This window comes from Mesobacillus selenatarsenatis SF-1 (genome assembly GCF_000813125.1).
GTDB lineage: Bacteria > Bacillota > Bacilli > Bacillales > Cytobacillaceae > Mesobacillus > Mesobacillus selenatarsenatis.
On sequence record NZ_BASE01000091.1, the window covers coordinates 17,247 to 41,583 of the forward strand.

Consider the following 24,337-nt stretch of genomic DNA (forward strand, 5'->3'; position numbering starts at 1 on the left):
GTTATAGACTAATTTAACTCACCAGCATCCCATGGGTTGCCACATACACTCAACACACGTCGAGTGTGTGGCGAAGATTGAATTAGTTTAAGCGAAAAGCCTTATCATTGTGGATAAGGCTCTTTATATCCAATTCCCCCACCAAAAATTGGACAATAAACCTGTCCTTACACCCCTAAACATTATGCTATAATAACCTAATTATAAAACTGTATAGACTTATAGATTATCAACCATTTCAAAACTTTCCATTGTTAAAAAAGCAGGTGGATATATGAATAATACTCAAAGTAAGGCATATCGTTGTCCGATCGCTTTGACCAATAAGGCAAAGAGTAAAATGCGAGAAGCTGGGTTGGATGAGCGATCGTTTTTTTTATTGGAGAAATCGTTTCATGTTTATATAGAAAAGTATCCGCAATCGGCCGATGGTCTTGTTTCGGCTGCCTTATTTTTTGACATTGAAAGAAACGAAAGACTGGCAGGGAAATATGGTAGGTTTGTTGTTGTATTCCATTGTTTAGTAAAAGAAGATGGGTTTGTTGCAACGAATGTAACGACGAGACCGACACATATCCCATTGCCGTCTAATTGGCGCATTTCGGCAGATCTTACTTTTGACTTAAATGTTCAAGGCAGCGGGCAGTTACCGATTGGATTACTGAACTTAATTCACAACATGCCGGTTGCCCAGGAAAGTTCGATGTATGTGAAAAAGCGTATTGCGAGTTGGGAAGGCTATCTGAAAATTCAGGAGCAGTCCGCAGATATTCCTGATATAACCTCCCGCTATTCTACGCTTTTGTTCAATGATGATTTCAGTATGGTAAAAATAACAGGCTGTGAGCTGAATGAAAAGGAATGGAAGTCGCTCAAGGATATGAGCGTCAAGCTAAAGGGAAACGATCAGGAGATAGGCAAAGTCCTGAAAGCGAATCGTGCGGCTTCTACGGTTGAGGTGGAAATACACAGTTATATGGAAGCTCAGGCCCGCAGACAGCGGCTTGATTTACCTCCTAAGGAAGTTATCTTTAGCAATTTTGCAACCTTAAGCCAGCTGAAAAGACTAAGGCAAGGGTTTAAGCAATTGGAAAACGGTTTGGCTGCGAATCCTGAACTGGAACGCCTTTTATTTGAAAATAAGCCGCCGGTCAAAGAGGTCAAAGCTCAGGCAAAGCTACAGTTTCATAATCGATTGAACGAGTTCCAGCAGGCGGCTGTCACAGGCGCTATGTCTGCTGAAGATTTATACGTCATCCAAGGGCCGCCTGGAACAGGAAAAACAACCGTTATTTCTGAAATCTGTCTGCAAAATGCGAAGGCGGGGCTGCGCACTCTAGTTGCTTCTCAGTCGAATTTAGCGGTCGACAATGCTCTCGGCCGTTTGCTGGCAACTAAGGATATTCGAATCCTCAGAGTGGGGCGCACGGAAAGCATAGAAGAAGAGGGTAAAAAGTTCATCGAGGAGAATGTCGGACAGTATTGGAAAGATCATACGCTGCAGGAAGTTTCCAGCAAATTATCAGCTCGAAGCCAACGGGAAACCGAAATAGAAATAGAATGGGCCGCGAATGAAGAGGAACAAGAGAGGTTCCAGCAACAGCTTGCACGAATAGAAGGGGAGCTTGAAGCAAAGAAGAAAGCACAGGAGCAGTATAATGAAGTTCAGTCCATTATTGAAGAGCATAACAAGAACATTCATGGAGTTGAACAGGGGGGACAAGTAGTTCAGCAGCTTATACAGAAAACGGAACAGTCCCTGCGTTTGTTAAATGACACCATTAATAAAGACGAAACTTTTCTGGTCGAAGAGCCAGATCATGACTTGATCCAAAAAGAGTTGGAAGATAACCAGCAAGAGATTGTAAGGCTGCAAGACAGTGTGGCCCTTCAGGTGCTCCAAGACGAAATGAATGAACTGACACAAACGATAGACAAGGTTTCTGCTGAACGTGAGACATGGAAAGAGGAAAAGAAACAGAAGGAGGCTATAACAGATAGAATAACTGCGGCCAAAAAATTCGACAGTTTAAAGTGGATCATTCTGGAACAAAATCTGACCCGCTCTCTACAAGTGCAGTCAATAATCACAAAGCTCGATCAGCTTCGCGAAAGAATCAACCAGTTGGATAAGTTAAAGGAATATAATGAGAAAATCAATCCAGCGATTTCCTATCTTGAGCAGCTTTTGGGGGAGAAGGAGAAGTACTCCAATCTTCAGATGCAATTGAAGAACATTTCTCCTGTTACTACGACAGCGATCGAAATTGACCAATTTTTAGAGAAATTGAGAAGTGAGTTAAAAGGAAAATCAACCATTCATCATGACAGACTTGAAATCTTTCTTAAGGGGCTATATGGCCGGAGACATTTCATCTGGCAAAAAGCGGACGTGCTAAAACTGAATGATTCAGATAAAAAAATGGCACAAGAAGCACTTCAGCATTTGAAACAGGAACTGATCGGACAGCTTCAGCCTAGTCTCGATGAAAACAAGATGATGCAACAAAAGTATCAGAGAGAGATGGCCGAACAGACTGCCAAGCTTACTTTCGTGCAAAACAAGCACGCGCAAAAGATGGTCTCAGCCGTCATTATTCCCAATGCGAAGGAATTGCTTCATGAAAAAGAAGCCAAAGCCTTTGAACTGAAAGCCAAGCAAGAACAATATGGACAAGCCAAGCTACGGGTTGAAATGAATCAGCTAAAACGGGAACAAGAATCTCTTCAACTGCAGCAAGCAAAGCAGAAACAAACCGAAATTGGAGTCAGTCTTGCAAATCTTGCCTCCATAATTAAGGAAAAAGAAGCTGAACAAGCGCCACTACATGATATCCTTTCTTTAGAACCCGAAAAGGAGCACGAAGAGGTATTAAAGAAGCTGGCGAGCGTTTCTTTTACCCGGGAGTCGTTGAAACAGGAAAAGCAGAGACTACCGCTGTTCCAGGAAGTCCAGGGAATGTGGCAGTCCTTGCTGAAAGAAGCAAATGACCATGACCTGAATGAAATCCGAAAGCTTTATGTTAAGCATGCAAATGTAATTGGAACAACATGTGTGGCTTCCGCCCGCAAAGATTTCATTGAAAACTACCCAATTTTTGATGTTGTCATTATTGATGAAGTATCAAAAGCAACCCCGCCGGAGCTCCTTTTGCCGATGCTGAAAGGGAAAAAAATCATTCTGGTCGGCGATCATCATCAGCTGCCGCCTCTACTGGGGAACGATACGCTGGAAGAAACGCTGCAGGAAATGGCGGAAGAAAGTGAAGACTTTGAAGGAAAAGCGGAACTTAAAAAGTTATTAAATGAGTCGTTGTTCGAGCGATTGTTTAAAAACTTGCCGAAACACAATAAAACGATGCTTGCGATTCAATATCGGATGCACAAAAACATTATGGAAACGATAACGCCATTTTATATGCAAGAAAACGAACAGCTCCAATGTGGCTTAATCGATTCCGATCTGGATCGGGACCACAAGCTTGCATCACTGCACATCCAGCGGAACAATCATCTCCTTTGGCTTGATATGCCGAACGAGCCTTTATTTTTCGAGGAAAGAATGAAAGGCGGAAAGAGCCTTTACAATCCAGCTGAATTGAAAAGGATTGGCGAATTGCTGAAGGAATTGAATGAAGCAAGTGCTGAGGCAAAGCAAGCTGGAAGAATGGAAATCAATGAGAAAAAGAGCATCGGAGTCATTAGTTTTTACGGAGAACAAGTGAAAAGGATCGACCGCATGCTTCAACAGGAGTTGCATTTGCCTCACTTAACGATCCGCACCGGGACAGTGGACAGATTCCAGGGCATGGAGATGGATGTGATTCTGTTAAGTATGGTGCGTAATCACGATAATAATCAGGATGATATCGGTTTTGCCAAAGATTATCGCAGGCTGAATGTGGCTTTGTCGAGAGCAAGAGAGCTGCTTGTGATGGTCGGCAGCACGAAGATGTTCACACAGCGGACGAAAAATAGGGATGCAAGAAAAATGTATACTCACGTTTTTGAAACGGCCAAAAAGCAAGATGGACTGCGAACCCTTGAAGAGGTGGGTATGAATGGATAAATTAAAAAAGCAGCTACATGCGAATTTGCTTAAAAATCCAGCTGTCCAAATCAAGAAATCGGTGATCTGGCAATTCCCGGTGACCATTTATACTGTGGCGTTTTATCGCGTAAAACGCTCTAAAATGGACATTCTCATGAAAATGATGCTGCTCACTTTTGAAAAGACCCAAATCCGGCGCGCAGCCAATTTATCTCAATTGCTGCTGGTCGAGGAGCTGTTCATTGAAGATTTACTGAAGAAAATGCAGCGCACGGGTTTGATCACACTGGAAAAAGGAAGCTACAAGCTGACATCGAGAGGGCACGAGCAGCTAAAGACTGGGATTATGGAAGAAGAATTTGCAGAAGAGTCGACAGTGCTTTCCTACAGCATGATTCACGATGAGTTTTGGCCAGAGATGACCGAGCCATTGCCTGAAACTGACGGAGGACTGCCGCTTTATCGGTATGGAAATCATCAGAATATCTTAAAGAAGGACCGTATTCTGCAAGTTCTCGCAGAGAGAGGCAATGGCGAGGAGGAAGACGGCTTCCAAACAGTAGTGGCTGCTGTAAATAGCTATGACCAGCAGAATGTTGAACACATCCCATGCCTCGAATTTCAACTCTACAATAAAGAGCAGGATAAATTCTATGCACGTGTCTGGAATACCCTGCTCCAACGCTGGGATGAAACGTTCGAAAAGCAGATAGAAGAGAAAGAACGTTTGGGGTGGCGGGAATAAGATGCAGAAACAAAGGGACGTACCTGGGGTATGTCCCTTTGTTTTAGTTTCTCTTTTTCGTTAAATATAATTAGTTCTGTTTCTGAAAAGATCATTTTTTTATATGAATAAAAGTAGAACACTTGTTCTAAAAGCGTTATAATGAAGGTATAAAAACTAGACAGGATGTGATAAAATAATGGTAGTTAATTGGATATTGGAAAAGCCTCGGGATTATGTTGCAGTTGATTATGATGGCCTTTGGAAGAAGTTGATTTACGAGCTGTTTGAAGAGTTTGTCCTGTATTTTTTGCCTGATTTGTTTGAGGACATTGATTTTACGAAGGAGCCTGAATTTCTGCAGCAGGAGCTTTTTAAGGAGATTATTGAAGAGAAGAAAGGGAAACGAATTGCGGACCAAATTGTTAAGGTGTATCTGAAAAATGGCAGTGAGCAATGGATCTTGATTCATATCGAAGTTCAAGGCGATACGAGCGATGATTTTTCAGAAAGAATGTTCCGCTATTATTATAAAATTTACGACAAGTACAATCGTGATGTTGTGGCGATTGCGCTGTTGACGGGTGCTTCCGACCGCCCATGGACCGGGAAGTACCAACGAGGAAACTTTGGGACAGAAGTGACTTATAAGTATAATTGGTATAAGTTTAACGATCAAAATGAGACTGAATTAGAAAATTCAAGCAACCCATTTGCGATTGCCGTATTGGCAGCGAAATATGCCAATGCTGCCAAAAATGATGACGAGAAACGCTATCGATTTAAATACAAGCTAATGAGATTAGTATTACAAAAAATGAATCAGCCTCTAGACGAAAGACGCATCTACCTCTCCGCGCTTACTTACTTCATTGATTATTTACTCCAACTACCGATAGAATTAACAGAAAAACTAAGAAATGAAATCATGATCTCGAAGGAGGCAATTGACTTGATGTACTTAGACCGTAAGAACCTACCCCCAACATTTGGAGAATTGAGGAAAATGGAAAGGGAAGAAGGTAAAATAGAGGGTAAGATTGAAGGGAAAATAGAAGGAAAAATAGAAGGAAAGAAAGAAGGGAAACTTGAAGGATTGTTGATCGAACGAAAAAGAATTGTCTCTAAGTTAACCCGCGAAAATTTTACAGTTGAACAAATAGCTGATTTAACAGAATTATCTATTGAAGAGGTAAAGAAGTTACAAGAGCAGCTAAGCTAAAAAGTATTGAGGTTTGTCCAAGGGGCACGCCTCTTTTCTCTGATGCTCTCCGCGCTTACTGTGAAGCAATGTATTAAGATTTATAGGAGTAATTGTAAGAAGTACAAGATACTTTTACGGAATCACGCAATACTGGTTCCGTTAGTTTTTTTGTAAAATCACCAACGCCATTGTGTTCTCAATTACAGCCCACATCTGTCGAGTGTGTGGTACGACTCGATTTAAATGTGTAACACAAAAAATTAAACTTTTGCTAGTCCGACCCCGAATTTTTCTTCGGGGTCTTTTTGTGAAAAAATCAATGTAATTCAGCGTTCTTCCATTTTACTTTTTATAATTTTTTGCAAAATATTTTTTTAACTCAGCCAGTGGATTGCTATTTGATATAAAGTGATTGGAATTTAAAATTACCATTTTCATTAGTTTGATAAAAAGTGCTTAAACATGGTATAAGTGTAAATGGAGCAGCGATATTCTGCTTTTTAATTTTGGGAATCAGGGGTTGGCCTGGTGTCCCATGATGAGAGGATTTGAATCAAGGTATGAAAGAGAATTTCTGGCGTGATTTACCACGACCATTTTTTATATTGGCACCAATGGAAGAAGTGACGGATGTTGTTTTTCGCCATGTGGTGAGTGAAGCAGCGAGACCGGATGTGTTTTTTACAGAGTTTACGAACTCGGAGAGCTATTGTCACCCGGATGGGATTAAGAGTGTGCGCGGGCGTTTAACTTTTACAGAGGATGAACAGCCAATTGTCGCCCATATATGGGGAGACAAGCCTGAAAACTTTAGGCAAATGAGTATTGGTATGGCAGAAATGGGTTTTAAAGGTCTGGATATCAATATGGGCTGTCCGGTGCCCAATGTGGTGCAGAACGGGAAGGGAAGCGGACTGATCCGTCGTCCGGATGTGGCAGCTGAATTAATCCAAGCAGCAAAAGCGGGAGGATTGCCCGTTAGTGTTAAGACAAGGATTGGTTTCTCAGAAGTAGACGAATGGAAGAGGTGGCTGAAACACATTCTGGAACAAGACGTTGCGAATCTTTCCATTCACCTGCGTACAAGAGACGAAATGAGCAAAGTGCCTGCACATTGGGAGCTGATACCGGAGATTAAGAAACTTCGTGACGAGGTGGCACCGGATACCCTTTTGACGATCAATGGTGATATCCCTGACCGTCAGACTGGCTTGAAGCTCGTGGATCAATATGGTGTTGATGGGGTTATGATTGGGCGCGGCATATTCCATAATCCATTTGCCTTTGAAAAGGAGCGCAAAGAACATAGCAGTGATGAATTGCTCGATCTCTTAAGCTTGCATATGGATCTCCATGATAAATATTCACATTTAGAGCTGCGGCCGTTCACGGCTCTTCATCGCTTTTTCAAAATCTATGTCAAAGGATTCCCCGGGGCGAGTGGATTACGAAATCAATTAATGAACACGAAGTCAACAGACGAAGTGCGTGAATTGCTTGAGCAATTTGCGTCAAAGAATCCTGATGAAGAACAATTAATTTAGGTAAAAGCGAAGTAGGCGTTAAACAGAATTTAAACAAAATAGTTATTTGGCTGGTGTGAAGGCGGTTTTAGAACCGTACTCATTCCAGCCATTTTATTTGAGAAGGAAGCGTTCACATAATTGTTAATAAATATTAAATAACCTTTAATTAAACTGATACGGATTATGGTATTATTTTTGCAATAAGTGAATTATCCTTCTAGAACTTTCTCGGAAATGTTTCCTCTCCTGTATCGTAAAACCCTTCATAAATGATGCATCTTTTCTGATTGAATCCGTGATCCTTCTCGTAATCATCTTATACTCTCTCGATTTGTCTATAATAAATCCTTGAATACAAACGTGAAAGGAGTGGTAAGCCATGTAAACTACTTATCAGCTTTTCTAATATTTCTTATTTATATTTGAAGGAGGAACATTAAATGGGTCATGATATTTATGGATTGAATAAAGCAAGGGAAGAAATTGCTTATGCGCGCTTTAGCATGGGGAATCATAATGCCCTCCTGCTGTACCGTTTACTTGACGCCTATCAGTTCTATGCTGGAGTCAGCGGAACAGGTAAAAGCTCGATCTTTTCGTTACAACAAGTTGAAAAGGCAATGCGTGGCTATATAAAATTTTTCAAAACTGGTGATTCACCTTCGGAAAGTGATTGTACATCATGGGATCAAAAACAGATCTTCAATTTTATCCAAAGTTGTTTGGCAACAGCATACAAGGAAAAAAGTGTAGAAGTGTATTTTGGCTAGTTTTTTGAACCGATTGAATCCTGTCTTTCACCTAAACCTAATCTGCTCTTAATTCCTCAAATTCATCCTCAGCTGCTTCTACTCATAAAATATTCCAATTATAGATAATAAATCCCTTGTCTCTTTCATAGTTATTAATGATGAAATCATTTTTAGTTTAAATGAAAGGGGAAAGAAAATGGACAAGGATACTGCGAATGTTGGGAAATGCCCGTTTACGCACGGGGGTGCTACTAGTCATAAAACCAGCGGGACAACGAATCGGGACTGGTGGCCAAACCAGTTGCAATTGAATATTCTCCATCAGCATGACCGAAAATCCAACCCTATGGGAGAAGATTTTAATTATAATGAAGAATTTAAAAAGCTGGACTATGACGCTTTGAAGGAGGACCTCCACAATCTTATGACGACCAGTCAGGACTGGTGGCCGGCTGACTATGGACATTATGGGCCATTGTTCATTCGGATGGCCTGGCACTCAGCAGGCACGTATCGTATAGGAGATGGTCGCGGCGGCGGTGGAACTGGCTCACAGCGTTTCGCACCGCTTAACAGCTGGCCGGACAATGGCAATCTTGATAAAGCGCGGAGACTGCTGTGGCCGCTTAAGCAAAAGTATGGCAACAAGGTTTCCTGGGCTGACTTGATGTTGCTGGCAGGTAATGTGGCAATTGAGTCGATGGGCGGCAAGACGATTGGCTTTGGTGCAGGACGTCCAGATATTTGGCATCCGGAGGAAGACACTTACTGGGGTGTTGAATCTGAATGGCTTGGCGACAAACGGTATACTGGCGACCGCGAGTTGGAGAATCCGCTTGCTGCCGTGCAAATGGGTCTTATTTATGTTAATCCTGAAGGTCCGAATGGCAAGCCGGATCCAATCGCAGCCGCCCGTGACATACGTGAAACTTTTGCGCGGATGGGTATGAACGATGAAGAAACGGTGGCGCTGATTGCTGGAGGCCATACTTTTGGAAAAGCCCACGGTGCTGGGGACGCAGCAAAAGTTGGTCCAGAACCTGAAGCTGCTCCGATTGAAGAAATGGGCTTAGGCTGGAAAAACGTATACGGCAGCGGCAAGGGACGTGATACCATCACCAGCGGGCTTGAAGGAGCCTGGACGGCCAATCCGACACAGTGGGATAATGGTTACTTTGATTTATTGTTTGGATACGAATGGTGGCTGACGAAGAGTCCGGCTGGTGCCTATCAGTGGCTGGCTGTGGATCCTGCCGAGAAGGACCTTGCCCCGGATGCAGAAGATCCATCTGTAAAAGTTCCAACCATGATGCTTACCACAGATATTGCTTTGCGTCATGATCCGGCCTACGAGAAAATCTCCCGCCGATTCCATCAGAATCCAGAAGAGTTTGCGGATGCATTTGCGCGTGCATGGTTCAAATTATTGCATCGCGATATGGGACCTAAATCAAGGTATAAAGGTCCGGAAGTTCCTGAAGAAGACTTTGTCTGGCAGGACCCTGTTCCAGCTGCCGCTTATGAATTAACCGATGAAGAAGTAGAAAAGGTAAAGGCCTTGATCCTGGACTCCGGGCTTACCATCAGCGAGTTAGTGACAACTGCCTGGGCATCGGCAAGTACTTTCCGTGGCTCGGACTTCCGTGGGGGTGCGAATGGTGCCCGCATTCGTCTGGCACCGCAAAAGGATTGGGAAGTGAATGAGACGGAACAGCTTTCAAAAGTGCTAAATGCACTCGAAGATATTCAAAGTCATCTGGATAAGAAAGTCAGTCTTGCCGACTTGATTATACTGGGTGGCAGCGCTGCGATTGAGAAAGCTGCACAAGATGCGGGATTTGATGTGAAAGTTCCGTTTGCTTCAGGACGCGGAGATGCAACGGTAGAACAAACAGATGCAGAAGGCTTTGCGGTGCTGGAGCCTTATGCTGACGGATTCCGCAACTACCAGAAGAAACAGTATGGCGTCAGTCCGGAAGAGCTGTTACTGGACAAGGCGCAGCTGTTGAATCTCAGCGCACCTGAAATGACCGCTCTGATTGGCGGAATGCGCGTCCTCGGTACGAACCATGGCGGTACAAAACACGGGGTATTTACTGATCGTGTGGGCACATTAACGAATGATTTCTTTGTGAATTTACTCGACATGGGAGTAGCATGGAAGCCTATTGATGGCGGAGTATATGAAGGGCGCGACCGTAAGACAGGTGACGTTGTGCGTACAGCCACCAGAGTCGATCTTGTTTTCGGTTCCAACTCCCAGCTGCGAGCAATTGCAGAGGTGTATGCACAAGATGATAACAAAGAGAAGTTTGTGCGCGACTTTATTTCCGCATGGGTCAAGGTCATGAATGCAGACCGTTTTGATCTGAGCGAACAGGCTCGCGAGACTTCGGAATTGGCACGCACACGTTAAAAAAATTAGATAAATAGTTTATGAGATAGCAGACCGAGAGAAATTGGTCTGCTATTTTTTTCTGGCCCGGGATTTTTTGAATAGAATAGCCCATTCCCTTCATTTGGGTAAAAGGAGAGCCCCTGCATTGCCCGAAAGTTAGTAAAATTCTTCATTTGGGTAAGAGGAAAGCCCCTGCATTGCCCGAAAAAGCGCCAACTCCATCATTTGGGTAAGAGGAAAGCCCCTGCATTGCCCGAAAAAGCGCCAACTCCATCATTTGGGTAAGAGGAAAGCCCCTGCATTGCCCGAAAAAGCGCCAACTCCATCATTTGGGTAAGAGGAAAGCCCCTGCATTGCCCGAAAACACGTCAACTCCATCATTTGGGTAAGAGGAGAGCCTTTGCATTGCCCGAAAGTGCGTCAAATTTTTCATTTGGGTAAAAGGAGAGCCCCTGCATTGTTCATTCGGTACAAAGGTGCGGCATTGATAGGATTAGTCTCTACCTCAATAGATTAAATCTATTCTTTTTAAAAAGGGACCTATTCTTGGGAAGAATTATCTATTAACAATTGGAGTCAATTCAGGTTATGATGATTGAGTATTTAGAAAGTTGAAATTTTATGTGAGTTCAATTCTTTATATTGTAATATAATATTTCAGCCTCTATAATACATAGTACGCGTACAGTTGTATTTTTAACGAGGACATTGATAGACTTTGTTGACCTCCTGAAAAAAACAACGCTAAATTCAAGAGAACTTACATTTGGGGGAGATGACGATGAAAGATTTATTGAGGAAGTGGAATCAAGTAAGTTTGGTGAAACAGATCATTGCTGGTTTGTTGGTTGGTATTATCCTTGCTTTATCCATCCCGGAACTAGCAAAGCCGGTTGCTATTTTTGGATCTTTATTTGTAAGTGCCTTGAAGGCGGTTGCTCCTGTATTGGTATTATTCCTGGTTATGTCGGCGATTGCGCAGCATAAACGCGGACAAAAAACAAACATGAAAACGATTATTTCTTTATATCTTCTAGGAACATTTGCTGCCGGACTTATTGCGGTCATTGCTAGTTTTATGTTCCCGGTAAGTTTGAAGCTGACAACAGGTGCTGAGGGCCTGACGCCTCCTGGAAGTATAGTTGAGGTTCTTAGAACGGTATTGCTTAACATTGTCGATAATCCTGTTAATGCTATTATGAATGCTAATTATATCGGTATTTTAGCCTGGGCAGTCTTAGTCGGCCTTGCTCTTAAGAATGCGTCTGATTCAACAAAAACAGTGATTGGGAATTTATCCGATGCCATGTCCAAAATTGTCACTTGGGTGATAAAATTCGCTCCACTTGGCATCATGGGCCTTGTATTTGAATCGATTACAACAAACGGACTTAGCTCTTTGCTTGGCTATGGAAAACTACTTGCCGTCCTGATTGGCTGCATGCTTGTTGTGGCCCTTGTAGTCAATCCACTCATCGTATTCACTCAAATAAGGCAAAATCCATATCCGCTTGTCTTCAAATGTTTAAAGGAAAGTGGTATTACAGCATTCTTTACACGCAGTTCAGCTTCAAATATCCCTGTTAATATTAAAATATGTGAAGATTTAGGATTGGACAAGGATTCATATTCTGTTTCCATTCCATTAGGCGCAACCATCAATATGGCTGGAGCTGCCGTGACGATTACTGTTATGACAATGGCTGCTGTCCATACACTTGGCATTCAGGTTGACATTCCTACTGCCATTCTTCTAAGTGTTATGGCTGCCATCAGCGCTGCAGGTGCTTCAGGTGTTGCAGGCGGATCACTGCTGCTGATTCCTCTCGCATCCAGCTTGTTCGGCATCCCAAATGATGTCGCCATGCAGGTAGTTGCTGTAGGTTTTATCATCGGTGTTTTACAGGATTCTTTTGAGACAGCCCTTAACTCATCGACAGACGTATTATATACGGCTGCAGTAGAATTTAAGAAATGGCGCCAGGAAGGAAAAGTCATCGCAATCAAAAAAGCATCATAATTTGGTCAGAATAAAGGTGACTGCTAATCTGATCAGTATTTCATATGCATAAGGAAGCAGGAACTCAATAGGTTCCTGCTTTTCCGCTTGTAAAGACTATCCCGTCTGTAATACTTTTTGCAGTCTTTTTAAAGGACGTACCTTTTGTCTTCATTTTTCAATTTACTCAGTATTGATATTTTGAAAGTAATGTGGTAACATTTCGTTAATTTAATAAATTAATCGAGAGATTTTCAATCACTTTATTTATACTAATAAGCTTTAGCATACCGGTTAAATATTTATTTGGCCGGATGAAAAAGCATTTTATTAAAAATAATAAAGATGATAATAAGTAAATCGATGTATTCCTTAAACTAGAATTTTAGCTTGAGGAATAGATCGATTTTTTGTTTAGGGGGGATTATATGAACAAGTCGAAAGGTTCTATGGAGTCTGATATAAGCAAGGCGATAACTCAATGGGAAAAGGACTATCTTGGACGTGGCTCTGTTTCCGTTAAGGCAGATATATTGCGGGATATGGTCATCGTAAGTTTGCAAGGGGTCCTGACACCCGCAGAATATTCCGTTTGTGAAACAAAAGAGGGAATGTTAACAGTAAAGAAAACCCGTTCAGAACTAGTGGAATCAGGTTTGGGAACCCTAAAAGAAATTATATTTGCGAACAGCGGGGAACAAGTGAAAAGTTTTCATACTGACATAAGCTCTCGAACAGGAGAACGCGTAATGGTATTCAAATTATATAACGACCTTGAGAAGAAATTTTTATGATAATAGAGGGAGATCTTTAATAGCATGTTGCCAGTTAAAGATAAACCGACAATTCAGTTCAGCGGCCTAACCGCTTGAACTCTGGAATTGTCGGTTTTTTTTATTGAAAAAATTAAAAGGAGGCAGCTGAATGAACGAAATAATACTTCAGAATTTATTATCACCCGTTGTGTTGTTCTTTGTACTAGGCATTATTGCGGCAATCGTAAAATCAGATTTGAAGTTTCCCAATGGTTTAAGTGAAGGCCTAAGCATTTACTTATTAATTGCCATTGGAATAAAAGGAGGCATTGAACTTTCGCATTACTCAATTGAATCTGTACTGGCACCAATCCTGGGAGCATTATTTTTGGGAATAATCATTCCCTTTATTACGCTGGCTCTCATGAGAGTAATAAAAATGGACCTTAAAAACTCTATAGGGTTAGCAGCCACTTATGGGTCCATCAGTATAGTTACCTATGGAGCTGCCATTACATTTCTTGATGAGAACGGTATTTCTTATGAAGGGTTTATGAATGCTCTGGTTGTTTTAATGGAGAGTCCGGCAATTCTGGTTTCTTTACTGTTATTAAAAATTGCTGAGAGCAAAAGAGATCTTACGCTTTATTCTACCCGGAATTTAGGCTTTATCCCTTCATCCATAAATTTAATAGATAAAGAAGTGCTAAGGGAAAGCATTTTTGGAAAAAGTATTTTGCTTCTTGTTGGCAGCCTGTTAATAGGCTGGGCGCTTGGGGACAATGCAGTCCCAATGGTTAAGCCTTTATTTATAGACTTATACAGCAGTGTATTAATTCTTTTCCTGTTAAATATGGGATTGATTGCGGGAAAACGCCTGCCAGAGGTTAAAAAGCACGGGTTGAAATTACTGGCATTTGGTTTGTTTACTCCCCTTTTATTTGGCAGTTTAGGCGTTCTCGTAGGTGATCTTGTTGGCTTGTCTTTAGGGGGAGTTACATTAATGGGAGTATTGGCTGGAAGTGCTTCATACATTGCTGCACCCGCAGCCCTAAAAACTTCAGTGCCAGAAGCAAATCCATCCATATACTTGGGTTTATCATTAGGAGTCACTTTTCCATTTAACTTAATAATTGGAATACCCGCCTATTATGAAATAGCAAAATGGATACAGTAAAGGAGAGGTTTTCATGTCAACAGTAAAAAGTTCAGCAACGAAAAAAACAATAATCATAACAGGTGTTAATGAGGCGATTTATCCTTTATTTCCAGAAATAACATATAAAAAGAATAAAGATATGATGATTCTTAACAGTTTTGGGGCAGTTATTACTCAACCCTATGGCTGCTTGATTCGAAATATCATTCTAGCGATCTATAATGAAATGGTGGAAGAAATCTTTATAATAGGTGAAATGGAAAGTAAAGAAGTCAAACTAAATATGTCAGATAAAATAAAGGAACATGGAGTTTCAGAAGATATAATCAAGACAATTAACTACATTGATGTTGTGGAGCATGACGTAATCAACTGGTTAACAGGACCACAAAATATTGAAGATGTCATTAAGAAGAATAAAGACTTAATACAAGGCCATCCATTAATTCCAAAATCAATACCTGTCCATGCTTATATTGCCAATCCAGAGACCGGGGAGTATTTTCCGGTTTAAGAGAAGGGAAGCTAATCATTTTTAAAACAGGAAATAGTGCCTTTAATGAAGTACGATTGTTAATTTTACCTCTTTATTGGCGAAAAATAAAATTTATCGACCACATTTTAAGATATATCAACGGATTTTTGATTTTATCGACCACATTTTAAAATATATCGACCAAATTAACTGAAGGGAGAGCTCAGCAACGATTCTCCTTTTAAAATGAAAAAAAGTTGAAAAAGGCGTGAAGATGATTTACTATCAATTCATAACACGATATATTGTGTTAGATGAATAGTTTCATAACTAAATATTGAAATTACCGGTAAGTATGGTGTCTGAACAAGACTTAATAGGGAATCTGGTGAGAATCCAGAACTGTTCCCGCAACTGTAAGTGCTGACGAAATAAGGATGAACCACTGTCTAAAAAATAGATGGGAAGGCCTTAAAGTAGGGTGAAGCACAAGTCAGGAGACCTGCCATATTTATTCGTGTTATCTTCTTCGGGAATTGGGAAGGTATTACGGGGATCAATTGGTAGACTCATGCTTTTTTGCTGCTTCATATGAGCCGATAATAGATCAACGTTACTTAAACCCATCTTTCGAGATGGGTTTTTCTCATTTTTCAGGGAGGTTTTCAGAGAGGAGTCAGGAATGGAAGGATTATCAGCAAATGTATCGAGGACATTTCAGAACAGGCTCGTCCTGCCGCCGGATACAAACCATCTAGGCACGATTTTTGGCGGAACCGTGCTGAGCTATATTGATGAAATTGCCGCAATAGCAGCGATGAAACACAGCAGGAGAGCTGTTGTCACCGCATCGATTGACTCGGTTAACTTTTTGTCTTCCGCAGTAGTGGGCGATATTTTAACACTAGAAGCGGTCGTCATTTCAACAGGCAGGACGTCGATGGAAGTGTTTGTGAAAGTGGAAAGTGAAAACTTGAAAACTAGCAGAAAAACGCTGACGACCACTTCGATTCTTACCATGGTCGCGAAGGATGACAACGGTGCACCTGTACCGGTTGCGAAGGTCATTCCCGAAAATGATGAAGAACGACAGATGTTCAAAACTGCCGATATGAGGAGACAGCGGAGGCTGGAAATGAGAAAAAGTAATCAAGTTGGAGGGATAATTGATGAGTATCCAAGTAAAGGATGAAAATGTAGCCAAACTGATTGCAGAAATAGAGTCTTCGTTCCCTGAATTGGACTTTCAATCGTTCAAAGAGAAGGTGGACCAAGCACTTGAAGTGAAGGATATGACGGATGACCAGGTTGAAAACATGCTAATTCTGACTGCAGTTGAAAGAATTAGCAGGAACGAACCTGAATGGACATATGTGGCTGAGGGTTTTTATCTGAAAAAATTATACAAACTAAGCGCAAACTTTCGTAATACAAAAATAGAATCTGGTTACGGTTCTTTCTACGAACTGTTCAATAGCTTAATAGAAATTGGAATTTATGACAGTAAAGTTTTAACATCCTACTCCCGCACAGAAATAGATCACTTGGAGAAAGTCATTGATCCCGAAAGAGACAAGCTGTTTACTTACATAGGCCTTGTGACCATGGCGGAAAGATATCTGGCACGCACACAAAATGGCGATTTTGCCGAACTGCCACAGGAGCGGTTCATGATGATTGCCATGACGTTGCTGGCTGAAGAACCAAAGGAAATACGGCTTCAGTTAGTGGAAGAGGCATATTGGGCGCTTTCCAATCTATATATGACAGTCGCCACACCGACATTATCGAATGCTGGCAAGAGCTATGGCCAATTATCGAGCTGCTTTATTGATACAGTTGCTGATGATTTGAGAAGTATTTACGATTGTAATACAGATATATCCACCTTGAGCAAGAATGGCGGCGGTATTGGCGTATATCTTGGCAAAATCAGAAGCCGCGGCAGTGATATCAAGGGTTTTAAAGGGGTCAGTTCCGGAGTCATTCCCTGGATGAAGCAGCTGAATAACACCGCTGTTTCTGTTGATCAATTAGGGCAGCGCCAGGGTGCAATTGCTGTTTACCTCGATGTGTGGCATAAAGATATCTTCCCGTTCCTTGATGCAAAATTGAACAATGGAGACGAGCGCCAGCGGACGCATGATTTATTCACTGGCATATGCATCCCCGATTTATTTATGGAACAAGTTGAAAAAAGAGGCGACTGGTATCTGTTCGACCCACATGAAGTAAGGAGGATCATGGGATTTTCGCTTGAAGATTATTTCGATGAGGAGAAGGGGGCTGGCTCTTTTCGTGAAAAATATTGGGCCTGCGTCAACCATCCTGGTTTGTCACATGAGGTGGTCCCTGCCATTGAAATCTTTAAATCGATCATGATTTCTCAGCTTGAAACCGGAACACCTTACATGTTTTACAGGGATCAGGTCAACAGGCTCAATGCCAACCACCATAAAGGGATGATTTACTGCAGCAATCTTTGCACGGAAATCACACAGAATATGAGCCCTACCCTCCTTGAAGAAGAAACAGTGCAGGACGGAAAGATTTTAATCTATAAAAAACCGGGTGACTTTGTCGTCTGCAACTTGTCCTCCATTTCTTTAGCAAAAAGTGTGATGGATGATGTCCTTGATAGAGTGATAAAGATCCAGGTTAGGATGCTGGATAATGTCATTGATATCAATGACATTCCTGTCCTCCAGGCCCAAATTACCAACAAGAACTACAGGGGAATCGGACTGGGAACATTCGGCTGGCACCACCTGCTTGCTCTTAAAGGAATCAAATGGGAGAGCGAAGAAGCGGTTGAGTATTGTGATAGTCTCTATGAAAATATCGCCTTTTTAACCATCAATGCAAGCCTCGAGCTGGCAAAAGAAAAAGGGGCATATCCTTATTTCGAAGGTTCGGACTGGTCGACAGGACAATTTTTCGAAAAGAGACAATACACAGGTGGAAGCTGGGAGGACCTTGCTGTGGGAGTGAAGCAGCATGGGATTCGGAACGGGTACCTGATGGCAGTAGCGCCAAACTCTTCGACTTCAATTCTAGCAGGTTCAACAGCAAGCATTGACCCAATTTTCAGGCTTGAATATTCCGAGGAGAAGAAGGATTATAAGATTCCTGTGACCGCACCGGATTTATCAGCCGAAACCATGTGGTTCTATAAGACAGCATACAACACGGACCAGCACTGGAGCATCAGGCAGAATGCACGTCGCCAGCGACATATCGACCAAGCCATTTCGTTTAATTTTTATGTGACAAACAATATTAAGGCAAAAGCGCTGCTGGAGCTGCATATGGATGCCTGGAAATCCGGATTGAAAACGACGTATTATGTCCGCTCAACATCCAGCAGTGAGATTGACGAATGTGAGAGCTGCCATAGTTAAGAGGAAAGGACGGATAAGAATGACACAATTGAAGAAAAGAACTCTTGTAGACGCCGATGCTCCTAATGCTTCGACTGCTATTATAAATGGCCGGAGCTCAAATATATTAAACTGGGATGATGTTCGCTTCCCTTGGGCGTATCCAAAATATAAGAGAATGCTGGGGAATTTCTGGACTCCTTTTGAGATCAATATGTCAAAGGACATTAAACAATTCCCCATGCTTTCCGAAAAGGAACAGGATGCCTTTTTAAAAATCATCGGGCTGCTGGCACTCCTTGACAGCATTCAAACTGACTATGCAGGTAAAGTTGCCGATTATCTCACCGACTCCAGCTTAAATGCACTGATGATCATTTTGGCTCAGCAGGAAGTAATCCATAATCATTCCTACAGCTATGTGCTGTCAAGCATCGTAACCAAATCAAAGCAGCAGGAAGTGTTCGACTATTGGAGGACAGAACCAATCCTGCGCAAGCGGAATGAATTTATAACGGATGGCTATAAAGGTTTCGCGGAAAATCCAAGCACTGAAAATCTATTGCATTCGATTGTCTATGATGTCATTCTTGAAGGCCTGTTTTTCTACTCGGGCTTTGCCTTCTTTTATAACCTGGCCCGAAATCAGAAAATGGTCGGCACCAGCACGATGATTAACTACATCAACCGTGACGAACAGCTGCATGTGGGGTTATTCGAAAAGATTTTCAAAGAGATTCTGCATGAAAATCCCGAATACAACACAAAATCATTGAGGGAATTTGGTACCGCAGCCTTCCGGGAAGCGGCACGGCTGGAGATTGAGTGGGCAGATTATATAATCGGCAACGAGATCAATGGGCTGCTCATGTCAGACGTAGAAGCCTATATCAAGTTCATGGCAAACAAACGAGCAGAACAACTAGGCTTTCCTGCCCCATTCGAAGGACATCGGACCAATCCGTTAAGGTGGATTATCGCCTATCAGGAAGTTGACCTGGGCAAAACCGACTTCTTTGAGCAAAAATCAAGACAGTACACGAAAACATCCGCTGATAATGGGTTTGATGAACTATAAATCTATTTTCGTTCATTTTATAAGTTTCACAACTATTGATAAAATGGAAGCATAGGGACGTTCCCTTTGCTTCCATTTTTTATCGTCCACTATATTTCATTTGAAAGTAGGGCATCAGTATGAATACGGAAAAAGAGAAGATGTTGGCTGGGGAAATGTACAATCCTGCTGACCCATTATTAGTTAAGGAACGTGAGGAAGCTAGACGAAAAGTTAGAATATATAATCAAACATTGGAAACCGAAGGGGAAAAACGGATACAGTTATTAAAGGGATTACTCGGTTCAACTGGGGAAATCGTCGTTATGGAGCCGAATATCCGCTTTGATTACGGCTATAACACCCATGTGGGAGAGAACTTTTTTGCGAATTTCGATTGTACCATATTGGATGTTTGTGAAGTTCGCTTTGGCGACAATTGCATGCTGGCACCTGGCGTACAGATCTATACAGCCACACATCCACTTAATCCAACTGAACGGAATTCAGGCAGAGAATATGCCAAACCGATTACGTTTGGAAATAACGTCTGGATTGGCGGAAGTGCCATCATAAACCCGGGGGTAACGGTGGGCGACAATGTCGTAATTGCATCAGGAGCAGTTGTTACGAAGGATGTGCCAGATAACGTTGTCGTTGGCGGCAATCCAGCGATAGTTATTAAACAGATTGAACTTTAAGCTAGCTTGTTTTTGGACAGGAAGAAAAGTCTATATCAGGCCTGGCCCTGGGAGCGAAGTGTGAATGAATGGAGGAAACAAGAATGATAGAACAGGTTGTGATTGTCGGGGCTGGCCTATCAGGTATGCGTGCTGCCTCTTTGCTGCAATCAAAAGGCATAAGCTGCAAAGTCCTGGAAGCGCGCAGCCGGATTGGTGGCAGGGTTTTGAGCTTGGGGGTCAAAGACAGGCCAGAGATCGGCCGTTTTGATTTGGGACCAACCTGGTTCTGGCCGAATCACGAGCCTGCCATAACCAAATTGGTGAAAGACCTTGGATTGTCCACCATTGAACAGCATACCGTAGGAGCAATGCTTTTTGAGCAATCGCAAACTGGGCAGGTACAGCGTCATGTACTGCCAGAAGGCGCAGTTGAGAGGTCGATGCGGCTGGCCGACGGTATCCAGTCCCTTATTGATGCCCTCGCATCCTCGCTACCACCTGGGACAGTCGAACTGAATACCCGGGTTAATGCAATTCAACTGGATCAGTCTGGCGGAGTCACAATAGAAGCAGAGCAGGCTGATGGAAAAAAGAAAAGCATTCGGGCAGCAGCTGTAATCCTCGCATTGCCGCCACGGATACTGGCAGAAAGGATCGCCTTTTCACCGCGACTCCCCGATGGAATGATAGCCAGCCTGAAAGACAAGCCGACATGGATGGCGGGACAGGCTAAGGCAGTAGCCGTTTATGAACGCCCATTCTGGAGGGATGCTGGTCTTTCCGGCCAGGTCACTAGCTGGGCGGGACCCTTGCAGGAAATCCATGATGCTTCACCTGAAACAGATTATGGAGCACTTTTTGGTTTCTTCGGACTTCCGGCAAAGATGCGTCGAGAACTTGGTGAGGAACATATTCTGAAACTGGTCACTGACCAATTGACAAGGCTGTTTGGCCCTCAAGCTGAAAAACCTATTGCTCTCCTTTATAAAGACTGGGCGAGCGATCCAGAAACAGCAGTGGAGGAAGATGTACAGCCGATGACCAGCTTCCCGGAATATGGTCTTCCGGCAGGAAAGAGTTCATGGGAAAAGAGGGTTATTTTTGCTGGTACAGAAACTGCGTCTGGACATGGCGGACATCTGGAAGGAGCGCTTCAGGCAGCTGAGCGAGCGGCTTCCGAAGCAATGAACATTTTATGATAGGCTCTTTTCTCAAACTTTGTTGCTATTTGACTACAAAATAGGATTTAATGACCTATTTTCTTCGTAAAGTTGACTCTTTTGTGAGAAAAGAGCATGCAAACTTAATACCGAACTGCAAAATGGCCTAATATTACGTTAAAATCGGGTTTAGGATTTTAACAACAATCTTTACGAAAACAGCCTAATGTTATGAAGAAAGGCCTGATCCAATGATGGGATCGGGCCTTTTCCTGTTGTTAAGGAATTTAAAAAATTATTGAGTTGTGGAAAACTTCATGAAATTTTCCTAATCCAGCTCCAGCGCCTAGCCCCTCGAGTCGCTTCGGTCCGCCCAATGAAGTCAAAGTACGACTTCACTGGTCGGCCCTCCAGCGCTTGTCAGGGCTGAACGAGGCGCTTACGCTTTTTGTTCTTGGTTATCTGGAAACATTATGCTGCAGCTTGCTGAAGTCGGTCTCCTGATAGTAGCTGTTTTTTACCAGTATATTCGGACCTAAGCAGGAGACGGCCGGGCAGTGGCAGTTTAGTTCTTTGGCGATCTCGGAACCCCGCCATGTTTGATAGGCATCTTCAAGCCTTATATCCTGAATGTTGCCAAGCGGCGGAGTATCGCCGAAATCGGTAACGATGATGTCTCCATTGAAAATATTCACATTGAGACGTGAACGGCCGTCCGGGTCGTTTCGTACTGTCACATTTTTACTATTATATAAACGTTTTAGCAGGTCCAGATCATCCTGGTTATCGCTGCAGGCATAGAACGGCAGTGTTCCAAACAGCATCCACACATTTTCATCACGGATGTCGAGCAGATGATGGATTGCTCCCCGTATTTCTTCAAGTGTCAGGGACTCCAGGCTGCTGGCAAAATCGCTTGGGTACATCGGGTGCACCTCATGTCTCTGACAGTGCATTTCCTCGACGATTTGCTTGTGGATTTTTTCAAGATACGGCAAAGTGCGTTTGTTCAGCATCGTTTCGGCCGATACCATGACACCGGCTTTGACGAGTTCTCTGCTGTTTTCTATCATTCTTGTAAAATATTTTTCGCGCTGCTGGTAGTCAGGCTTCTTTTCCATCATCGCAAATCCACCTTCGACGAAATCATCGACAGTGCCCCAGTTATGGGAGATATGCAGCACATCCAGATAAGGGATGATCATCTCATAACGGGACAGATCCATCGTCAAATTGGAATTGATCTGCGTGCGGACGCCACGTTCAGAAGCATACTTTAGGATTGGTACGACATAATTTTTAACAGAAGAGAGCGAAAGCATCGGTTCGCCTCCAGTTATACTCAATGAACGCAGCTTTGGTATTTCGTCCAGCCGCTTCAGAATCAGTTCCAATGGAAGTGCAGCAGGATCCTTTGTTTGCAAAGTATAGCCGACTGCGCAATGCTCACACCGCATATTGCAAAGGGTCGTTGTTGTGAATTCGATATTGGTGAGTTGAGGCTTGCCGTATTGTTCGACATCAAGGTAAGCTTCCCAGGGGTCGTGTTGTGGGGTGATTGGTTTTATGTATGGCATGATTGACTCCTTACAGATTGAATTTAGGAAAACCACTATATTATAACTGAGTGCTATACACTCCGACCATTCCTCTCCCCCTATTTTGAAAGTCAGGGAAGGGATATCCATGGTGCTCACTAAGTCTTGGTTCATTTTACCTATTAATAGGAGAGTGATATAGTATTAACTAACTAACTTGAGAGGAAGCTGTCAGCGATGGGGTGTAATGCTTGTTTGGTCGGGAATTTGCAGTTTGAGATCAAAGTGGAAGGAAAGCGGAATTTGGCGATTTATCCTGAAGTGGTCCACCATATGGACCGTAACGGTGATTTGCTTCAGGCTCATGGGGATGCTTTAGTTGTAAGAGAAGCGGGAATGAGGGATTTCCTTGATTTTTGCCGAGATCATATGGAGTCGGACAAGGTCTTTTTCCGGCTGGATGATGAAGAGTGGCGGCCGCTGGCAGAGGCAGAAGATATTCTCGAAAGCCAGTGGATTGACGAGGTCATCCTTAATGAGCTTGTGACCTGTCATGCACAGCCGATCCTTGATGCTGAAGGCGGAATTTATGCGTATGAGATGCTGGCACGGTTTTACCGTGAGGATGGGTCAATGATCTATCCTGGTGAAATCTTCGGCGCGGCGAGGGAAAGAGATCGATTGTATGCGCTTGACCGGATTTGCAGGATGGCTGCGGTAAGGGCATCTACTTTTACTGATAAAAAGGTTTTTATCAATTTCATCCCGACATCGATTTATTCACCGGAGTTCTGTCTGAAATCGACCACTATGCTGGCAGATCGGTTGGGAGTCAACCCGGACCGGCTTGTATTTGAAGTGGTAGAAACGGAAAACGTGGAAGACACAGATCATCTGAAAAGAATCCTGGCTTTTTACAAAGAAAAAGGGTTCCGTTATGCGTTGGATGATGTGGGCGAAGGATATAGTACACTTGAGCTGCTGTCAGATCTGCAGCCACATTATATGAAATTGGATATGAAGTATGTCCAAGGAGTTGCTGTGGATACGCAAAAACAACAGACAGCTTCCGCGTTTTTAGCCGAAGCGAAGAGGCTTGGATCTGTTCCGCTTGCAGAGGGAATCGAGACGGAGGAAGATTTTAAGTGGCTTAAGGAAAAAGGATATCAGCTATTTCAGGGATATTTGTTCGGAAAACCTGCTCCGATTGGCGGAGTAGTAGTGGAATGAATAGCTTGAAGCACAAAAAGAAACCGTGCGATACGGTTTCTTTTTATGTGTGATCTATATTTTTCATTGGATTCAGGGAACTCCTAGCGTCCCAAGTCTCTTTCATTTCTTTTATCGCTTCTGTCAGGAGGGCGATATCCTTCAGAATTTGCGCTTTGATCATTGTATCAGCACTTGATAGATATTCCTCTTTCAGTTGACTTAGTTCCCTCTGGAATAGAAAAAGTGTGAGCAACTTAATCTCCC

General features: G+C 42.7%; 18 protein-coding genes and 1 riboswitch. Of the genes, 16 read left to right on the forward strand and 2 right to left on the reverse strand.

All coding sequences use genetic code 11. From position 1 onward, the window contains the following. Nucleotides 1-274: 274 nt before the first annotated feature. From TY49_RS18340 to TY49_RS18410, 15 genes are all read left to right on the forward strand, one after another. On the forward strand, nucleotides 275-4,069 hold the full coding sequence (locus TY49_RS18340; protein WP_041967362.1) for a DEAD/DEAH box helicase: 3,795 nt from the start codon (nucleotides 275-277) through the stop codon (nucleotides 4,067-4,069). After that, nucleotides 4,062-4,796 (forward strand): helix-turn-helix domain-containing protein, encoded by a 735-nt coding sequence (locus tag TY49_RS18345; RefSeq protein ID WP_041967363.1) that lies wholly within the window; start codon nucleotides 4,062-4,064, stop codon nucleotides 4,794-4,796. Before TY49_RS18340 ends, TY49_RS18345 begins: the two co-directional genes overlap by 8 nt. Nucleotides 4,797-4,974: 178 nt before the next feature. Next, nucleotides 4,975-5,997 (forward strand): RpnC/YadD family protein, encoded by a 1,023-nt coding sequence (locus TY49_RS18350; RefSeq protein ID WP_041967364.1) that lies wholly within the window; start codon nucleotides 4,975-4,977, stop codon nucleotides 5,995-5,997. A gap of 542 nt (nucleotides 5,998-6,539) precedes the next feature. Then, nucleotides 6,540-7,523: a tRNA dihydrouridine synthase gene (locus tag TY49_RS18355; RefSeq protein WP_041967365.1), complete on the forward strand. Its 984-nt coding sequence runs from the start codon at nucleotides 6,540-6,542 to the stop codon at nucleotides 7,521-7,523. A 422-nt stretch (nucleotides 7,524-7,945) separates the two neighbouring features. Further along, the gene (locus tag TY49_RS18360) at nucleotides 7,946-8,275 is read left to right on the forward strand and encodes a hypothetical protein (protein ID WP_041967366.1); all 330 of its coding nucleotides are present in this window, start codon (nucleotides 7,946-7,948) and stop codon (nucleotides 8,273-8,275) included. A gap of 178 nt (nucleotides 8,276-8,453) precedes the next feature. Continuing rightward, entirely contained in the window at nucleotides 8,454-10,673 is a 2,220-nt protein-coding gene (gene katG, locus TY49_RS18365) for a catalase/peroxidase HPI (protein WP_041967367.1), read from the forward strand. Nucleotides 10,674-11,436: 763 nt separating this feature from the next. After that, complete coding sequence (gene sstT / locus TY49_RS18370) at nucleotides 11,437-12,675, forward strand: serine/threonine transporter SstT (RefSeq protein WP_041967368.1); 1,239 nt, start codon at nucleotides 11,437-11,439, stop codon at nucleotides 12,673-12,675. Between the two features lie 407 nt (nucleotides 12,676-13,082). After that, complete coding sequence (locus TY49_RS18375; protein WP_041967369.1) at nucleotides 13,083-13,448, forward strand: Na-translocating system protein MpsC family protein; 366 nt, start codon at nucleotides 13,083-13,085, stop codon at nucleotides 13,446-13,448. 130 nt (nucleotides 13,449-13,578) lie between these two features. Then, nucleotides 13,579-14,586, forward strand: coding sequence for a sodium-dependent bicarbonate transport family permease (locus TY49_RS18380; protein WP_041967370.1), 1,008 nt, complete (start codon nucleotides 13,579-13,581; stop codon nucleotides 14,584-14,586). A 13-nt stretch (nucleotides 14,587-14,599) separates the two neighbouring features. Beyond that, on the forward strand, nucleotides 14,600-15,082 hold the full coding sequence (locus TY49_RS18385) for a carbonic anhydrase (RefSeq protein ID WP_041967371.1): 483 nt from the start codon (nucleotides 14,600-14,602) through the stop codon (nucleotides 15,080-15,082). Between the two features lie 300 nt (nucleotides 15,083-15,382). After that, a riboswitch (cobalamin riboswitch) is annotated at nucleotides 15,383-15,567 on the forward strand. Between the two features lie 158 nt (nucleotides 15,568-15,725). Continuing rightward, nucleotides 15,726-16,235: an acyl-CoA thioesterase gene (locus tag TY49_RS18390; RefSeq protein ID WP_041967372.1), complete on the forward strand. Its 510-nt coding sequence runs from the start codon at nucleotides 15,726-15,728 to the stop codon at nucleotides 16,233-16,235. Then, nucleotides 16,213-18,444: a ribonucleoside-diphosphate reductase subunit alpha gene (locus TY49_RS18395; RefSeq protein WP_041967373.1), complete on the forward strand. Its 2,232-nt coding sequence runs from the start codon at nucleotides 16,213-16,215 to the stop codon at nucleotides 18,442-18,444. Before TY49_RS18390 ends, TY49_RS18395 begins: the two co-directional genes overlap by 23 nt. Before the next feature lie 19 nt (nucleotides 18,445-18,463). Continuing rightward, on the forward strand, nucleotides 18,464-19,501 hold the full coding sequence (locus TY49_RS18400) for a ribonucleotide-diphosphate reductase subunit beta (RefSeq protein ID WP_041967374.1): 1,038 nt from the start codon (nucleotides 18,464-18,466) through the stop codon (nucleotides 19,499-19,501). A 119-nt stretch (nucleotides 19,502-19,620) separates the two neighbouring features. After that, complete coding sequence (locus TY49_RS18405; RefSeq protein WP_041967375.1) at nucleotides 19,621-20,181, forward strand: sugar O-acetyltransferase; 561 nt, start codon at nucleotides 19,621-19,623, stop codon at nucleotides 20,179-20,181. An 83-nt stretch (nucleotides 20,182-20,264) separates the two neighbouring features. Next, entirely contained in the window at nucleotides 20,265-21,362 is a 1,098-nt protein-coding gene (locus tag TY49_RS18410) for a flavin monoamine oxidase family protein (RefSeq protein WP_041967376.1), read from the forward strand. 419 nt (nucleotides 21,363-21,781) lie between these two features. Here the strand turns inward: TY49_RS18410 and yfkAB are convergent, their stop codons facing one another. Then, nucleotides 21,782-22,900, reverse strand: coding sequence for a radical SAM/CxCxxxxC motif protein YfkAB (gene yfkAB, locus TY49_RS18415; protein WP_041967377.1), 1,119 nt, complete (start codon nucleotides 22,898-22,900; stop codon nucleotides 21,782-21,784). Between the two features lie 216 nt (nucleotides 22,901-23,116). On the opposite strand from yfkAB, the gene TY49_RS18420 reads away from it, so the two are divergent. Next, nucleotides 23,117-24,091: an EAL domain-containing protein gene (locus TY49_RS18420; RefSeq protein WP_369390392.1), complete on the forward strand. Its 975-nt coding sequence runs from the start codon at nucleotides 23,117-23,119 to the stop codon at nucleotides 24,089-24,091. A 43-nt stretch (nucleotides 24,092-24,134) separates the two neighbouring features. Here the strand turns inward: TY49_RS18420 and TY49_RS18425 are convergent, their stop codons facing one another. After that, nucleotides 24,135-24,326: a hypothetical protein gene (locus TY49_RS18425; protein ID WP_041967379.1), complete on the reverse strand. Its 192-nt coding sequence runs from the start codon at nucleotides 24,324-24,326 to the stop codon at nucleotides 24,135-24,137. Nucleotides 24,327-24,337: the final 11 nt, after the last annotated feature.

Excerpts from the sequence above, each read along its gene's own strand:
- katG (WP_041967367.1), top strand. The coding sequence starts at position 8,454 with ATGGACAAGGATACTGCGAATGTTGGGAAATGCCCGTTTACGCACGGG.
- TY49_RS18340 (WP_041967362.1), top strand. The coding sequence starts at position 275 with ATGAATAATACTCAAAGTAAGGCATATCGTTGTCCGATCGCTTTGACC.
- TY49_RS18345 (WP_041967363.1), top strand. The coding sequence starts at position 4,062 with ATGGATAAATTAAAAAAGCAGCTACATGCGAATTTGCTTAAAAATCCA.
- TY49_RS18400 (WP_041967374.1), top strand. The coding sequence starts at position 18,464 with ATGACACAATTGAAGAAAAGAACTCTTGTAGACGCCGATGCTCCTAAT.
- TY49_RS18390 (WP_041967372.1), top strand. The coding sequence starts at position 15,726 with ATGGAAGGATTATCAGCAAATGTATCGAGGACATTTCAGAACAGGCTC.
- TY49_RS18375 (WP_041967369.1), top strand. The coding sequence starts at position 13,083 with ATGAACAAGTCGAAAGGTTCTATGGAGTCTGATATAAGCAAGGCGATA.
- yfkAB (WP_041967377.1), bottom strand. The coding sequence starts at position 22,900 with ATGCCATACATAAAACCAATCACCCCACAACACGACCCCTGGGAAGCT.
- TY49_RS18405 (WP_041967375.1), top strand. The coding sequence starts at position 19,621 with ATGAATACGGAAAAAGAGAAGATGTTGGCTGGGGAAATGTACAATCCT.
- TY49_RS18385 (WP_041967371.1), top strand. The coding sequence starts at position 14,600 with ATGTCAACAGTAAAAAGTTCAGCAACGAAAAAAACAATAATCATAACA.
- TY49_RS18380 (WP_041967370.1), top strand. The coding sequence starts at position 13,579 with ATGAACGAAATAATACTTCAGAATTTATTATCACCCGTTGTGTTGTTC.
- TY49_RS18350 (WP_041967364.1), top strand. The coding sequence starts at position 4,975 with ATGGTAGTTAATTGGATATTGGAAAAGCCTCGGGATTATGTTGCAGTT.
- TY49_RS18395 (WP_041967373.1), top strand. The coding sequence starts at position 16,213 with ATGAGTATCCAAGTAAAGGATGAAAATGTAGCCAAACTGATTGCAGAA.
- TY49_RS18360 (WP_041967366.1), top strand. The coding sequence starts at position 7,946 with ATGGGTCATGATATTTATGGATTGAATAAAGCAAGGGAAGAAATTGCT.
- TY49_RS18410 (WP_041967376.1), top strand. The coding sequence starts at position 20,265 with ATGATAGAACAGGTTGTGATTGTCGGGGCTGGCCTATCAGGTATGCGT.
- TY49_RS18355 (WP_041967365.1), top strand. The coding sequence starts at position 6,540 with ATGAAAGAGAATTTCTGGCGTGATTTACCACGACCATTTTTTATATTG.
- sstT (WP_041967368.1), top strand. The coding sequence starts at position 11,437 with ATGAAAGATTTATTGAGGAAGTGGAATCAAGTAAGTTTGGTGAAACAG.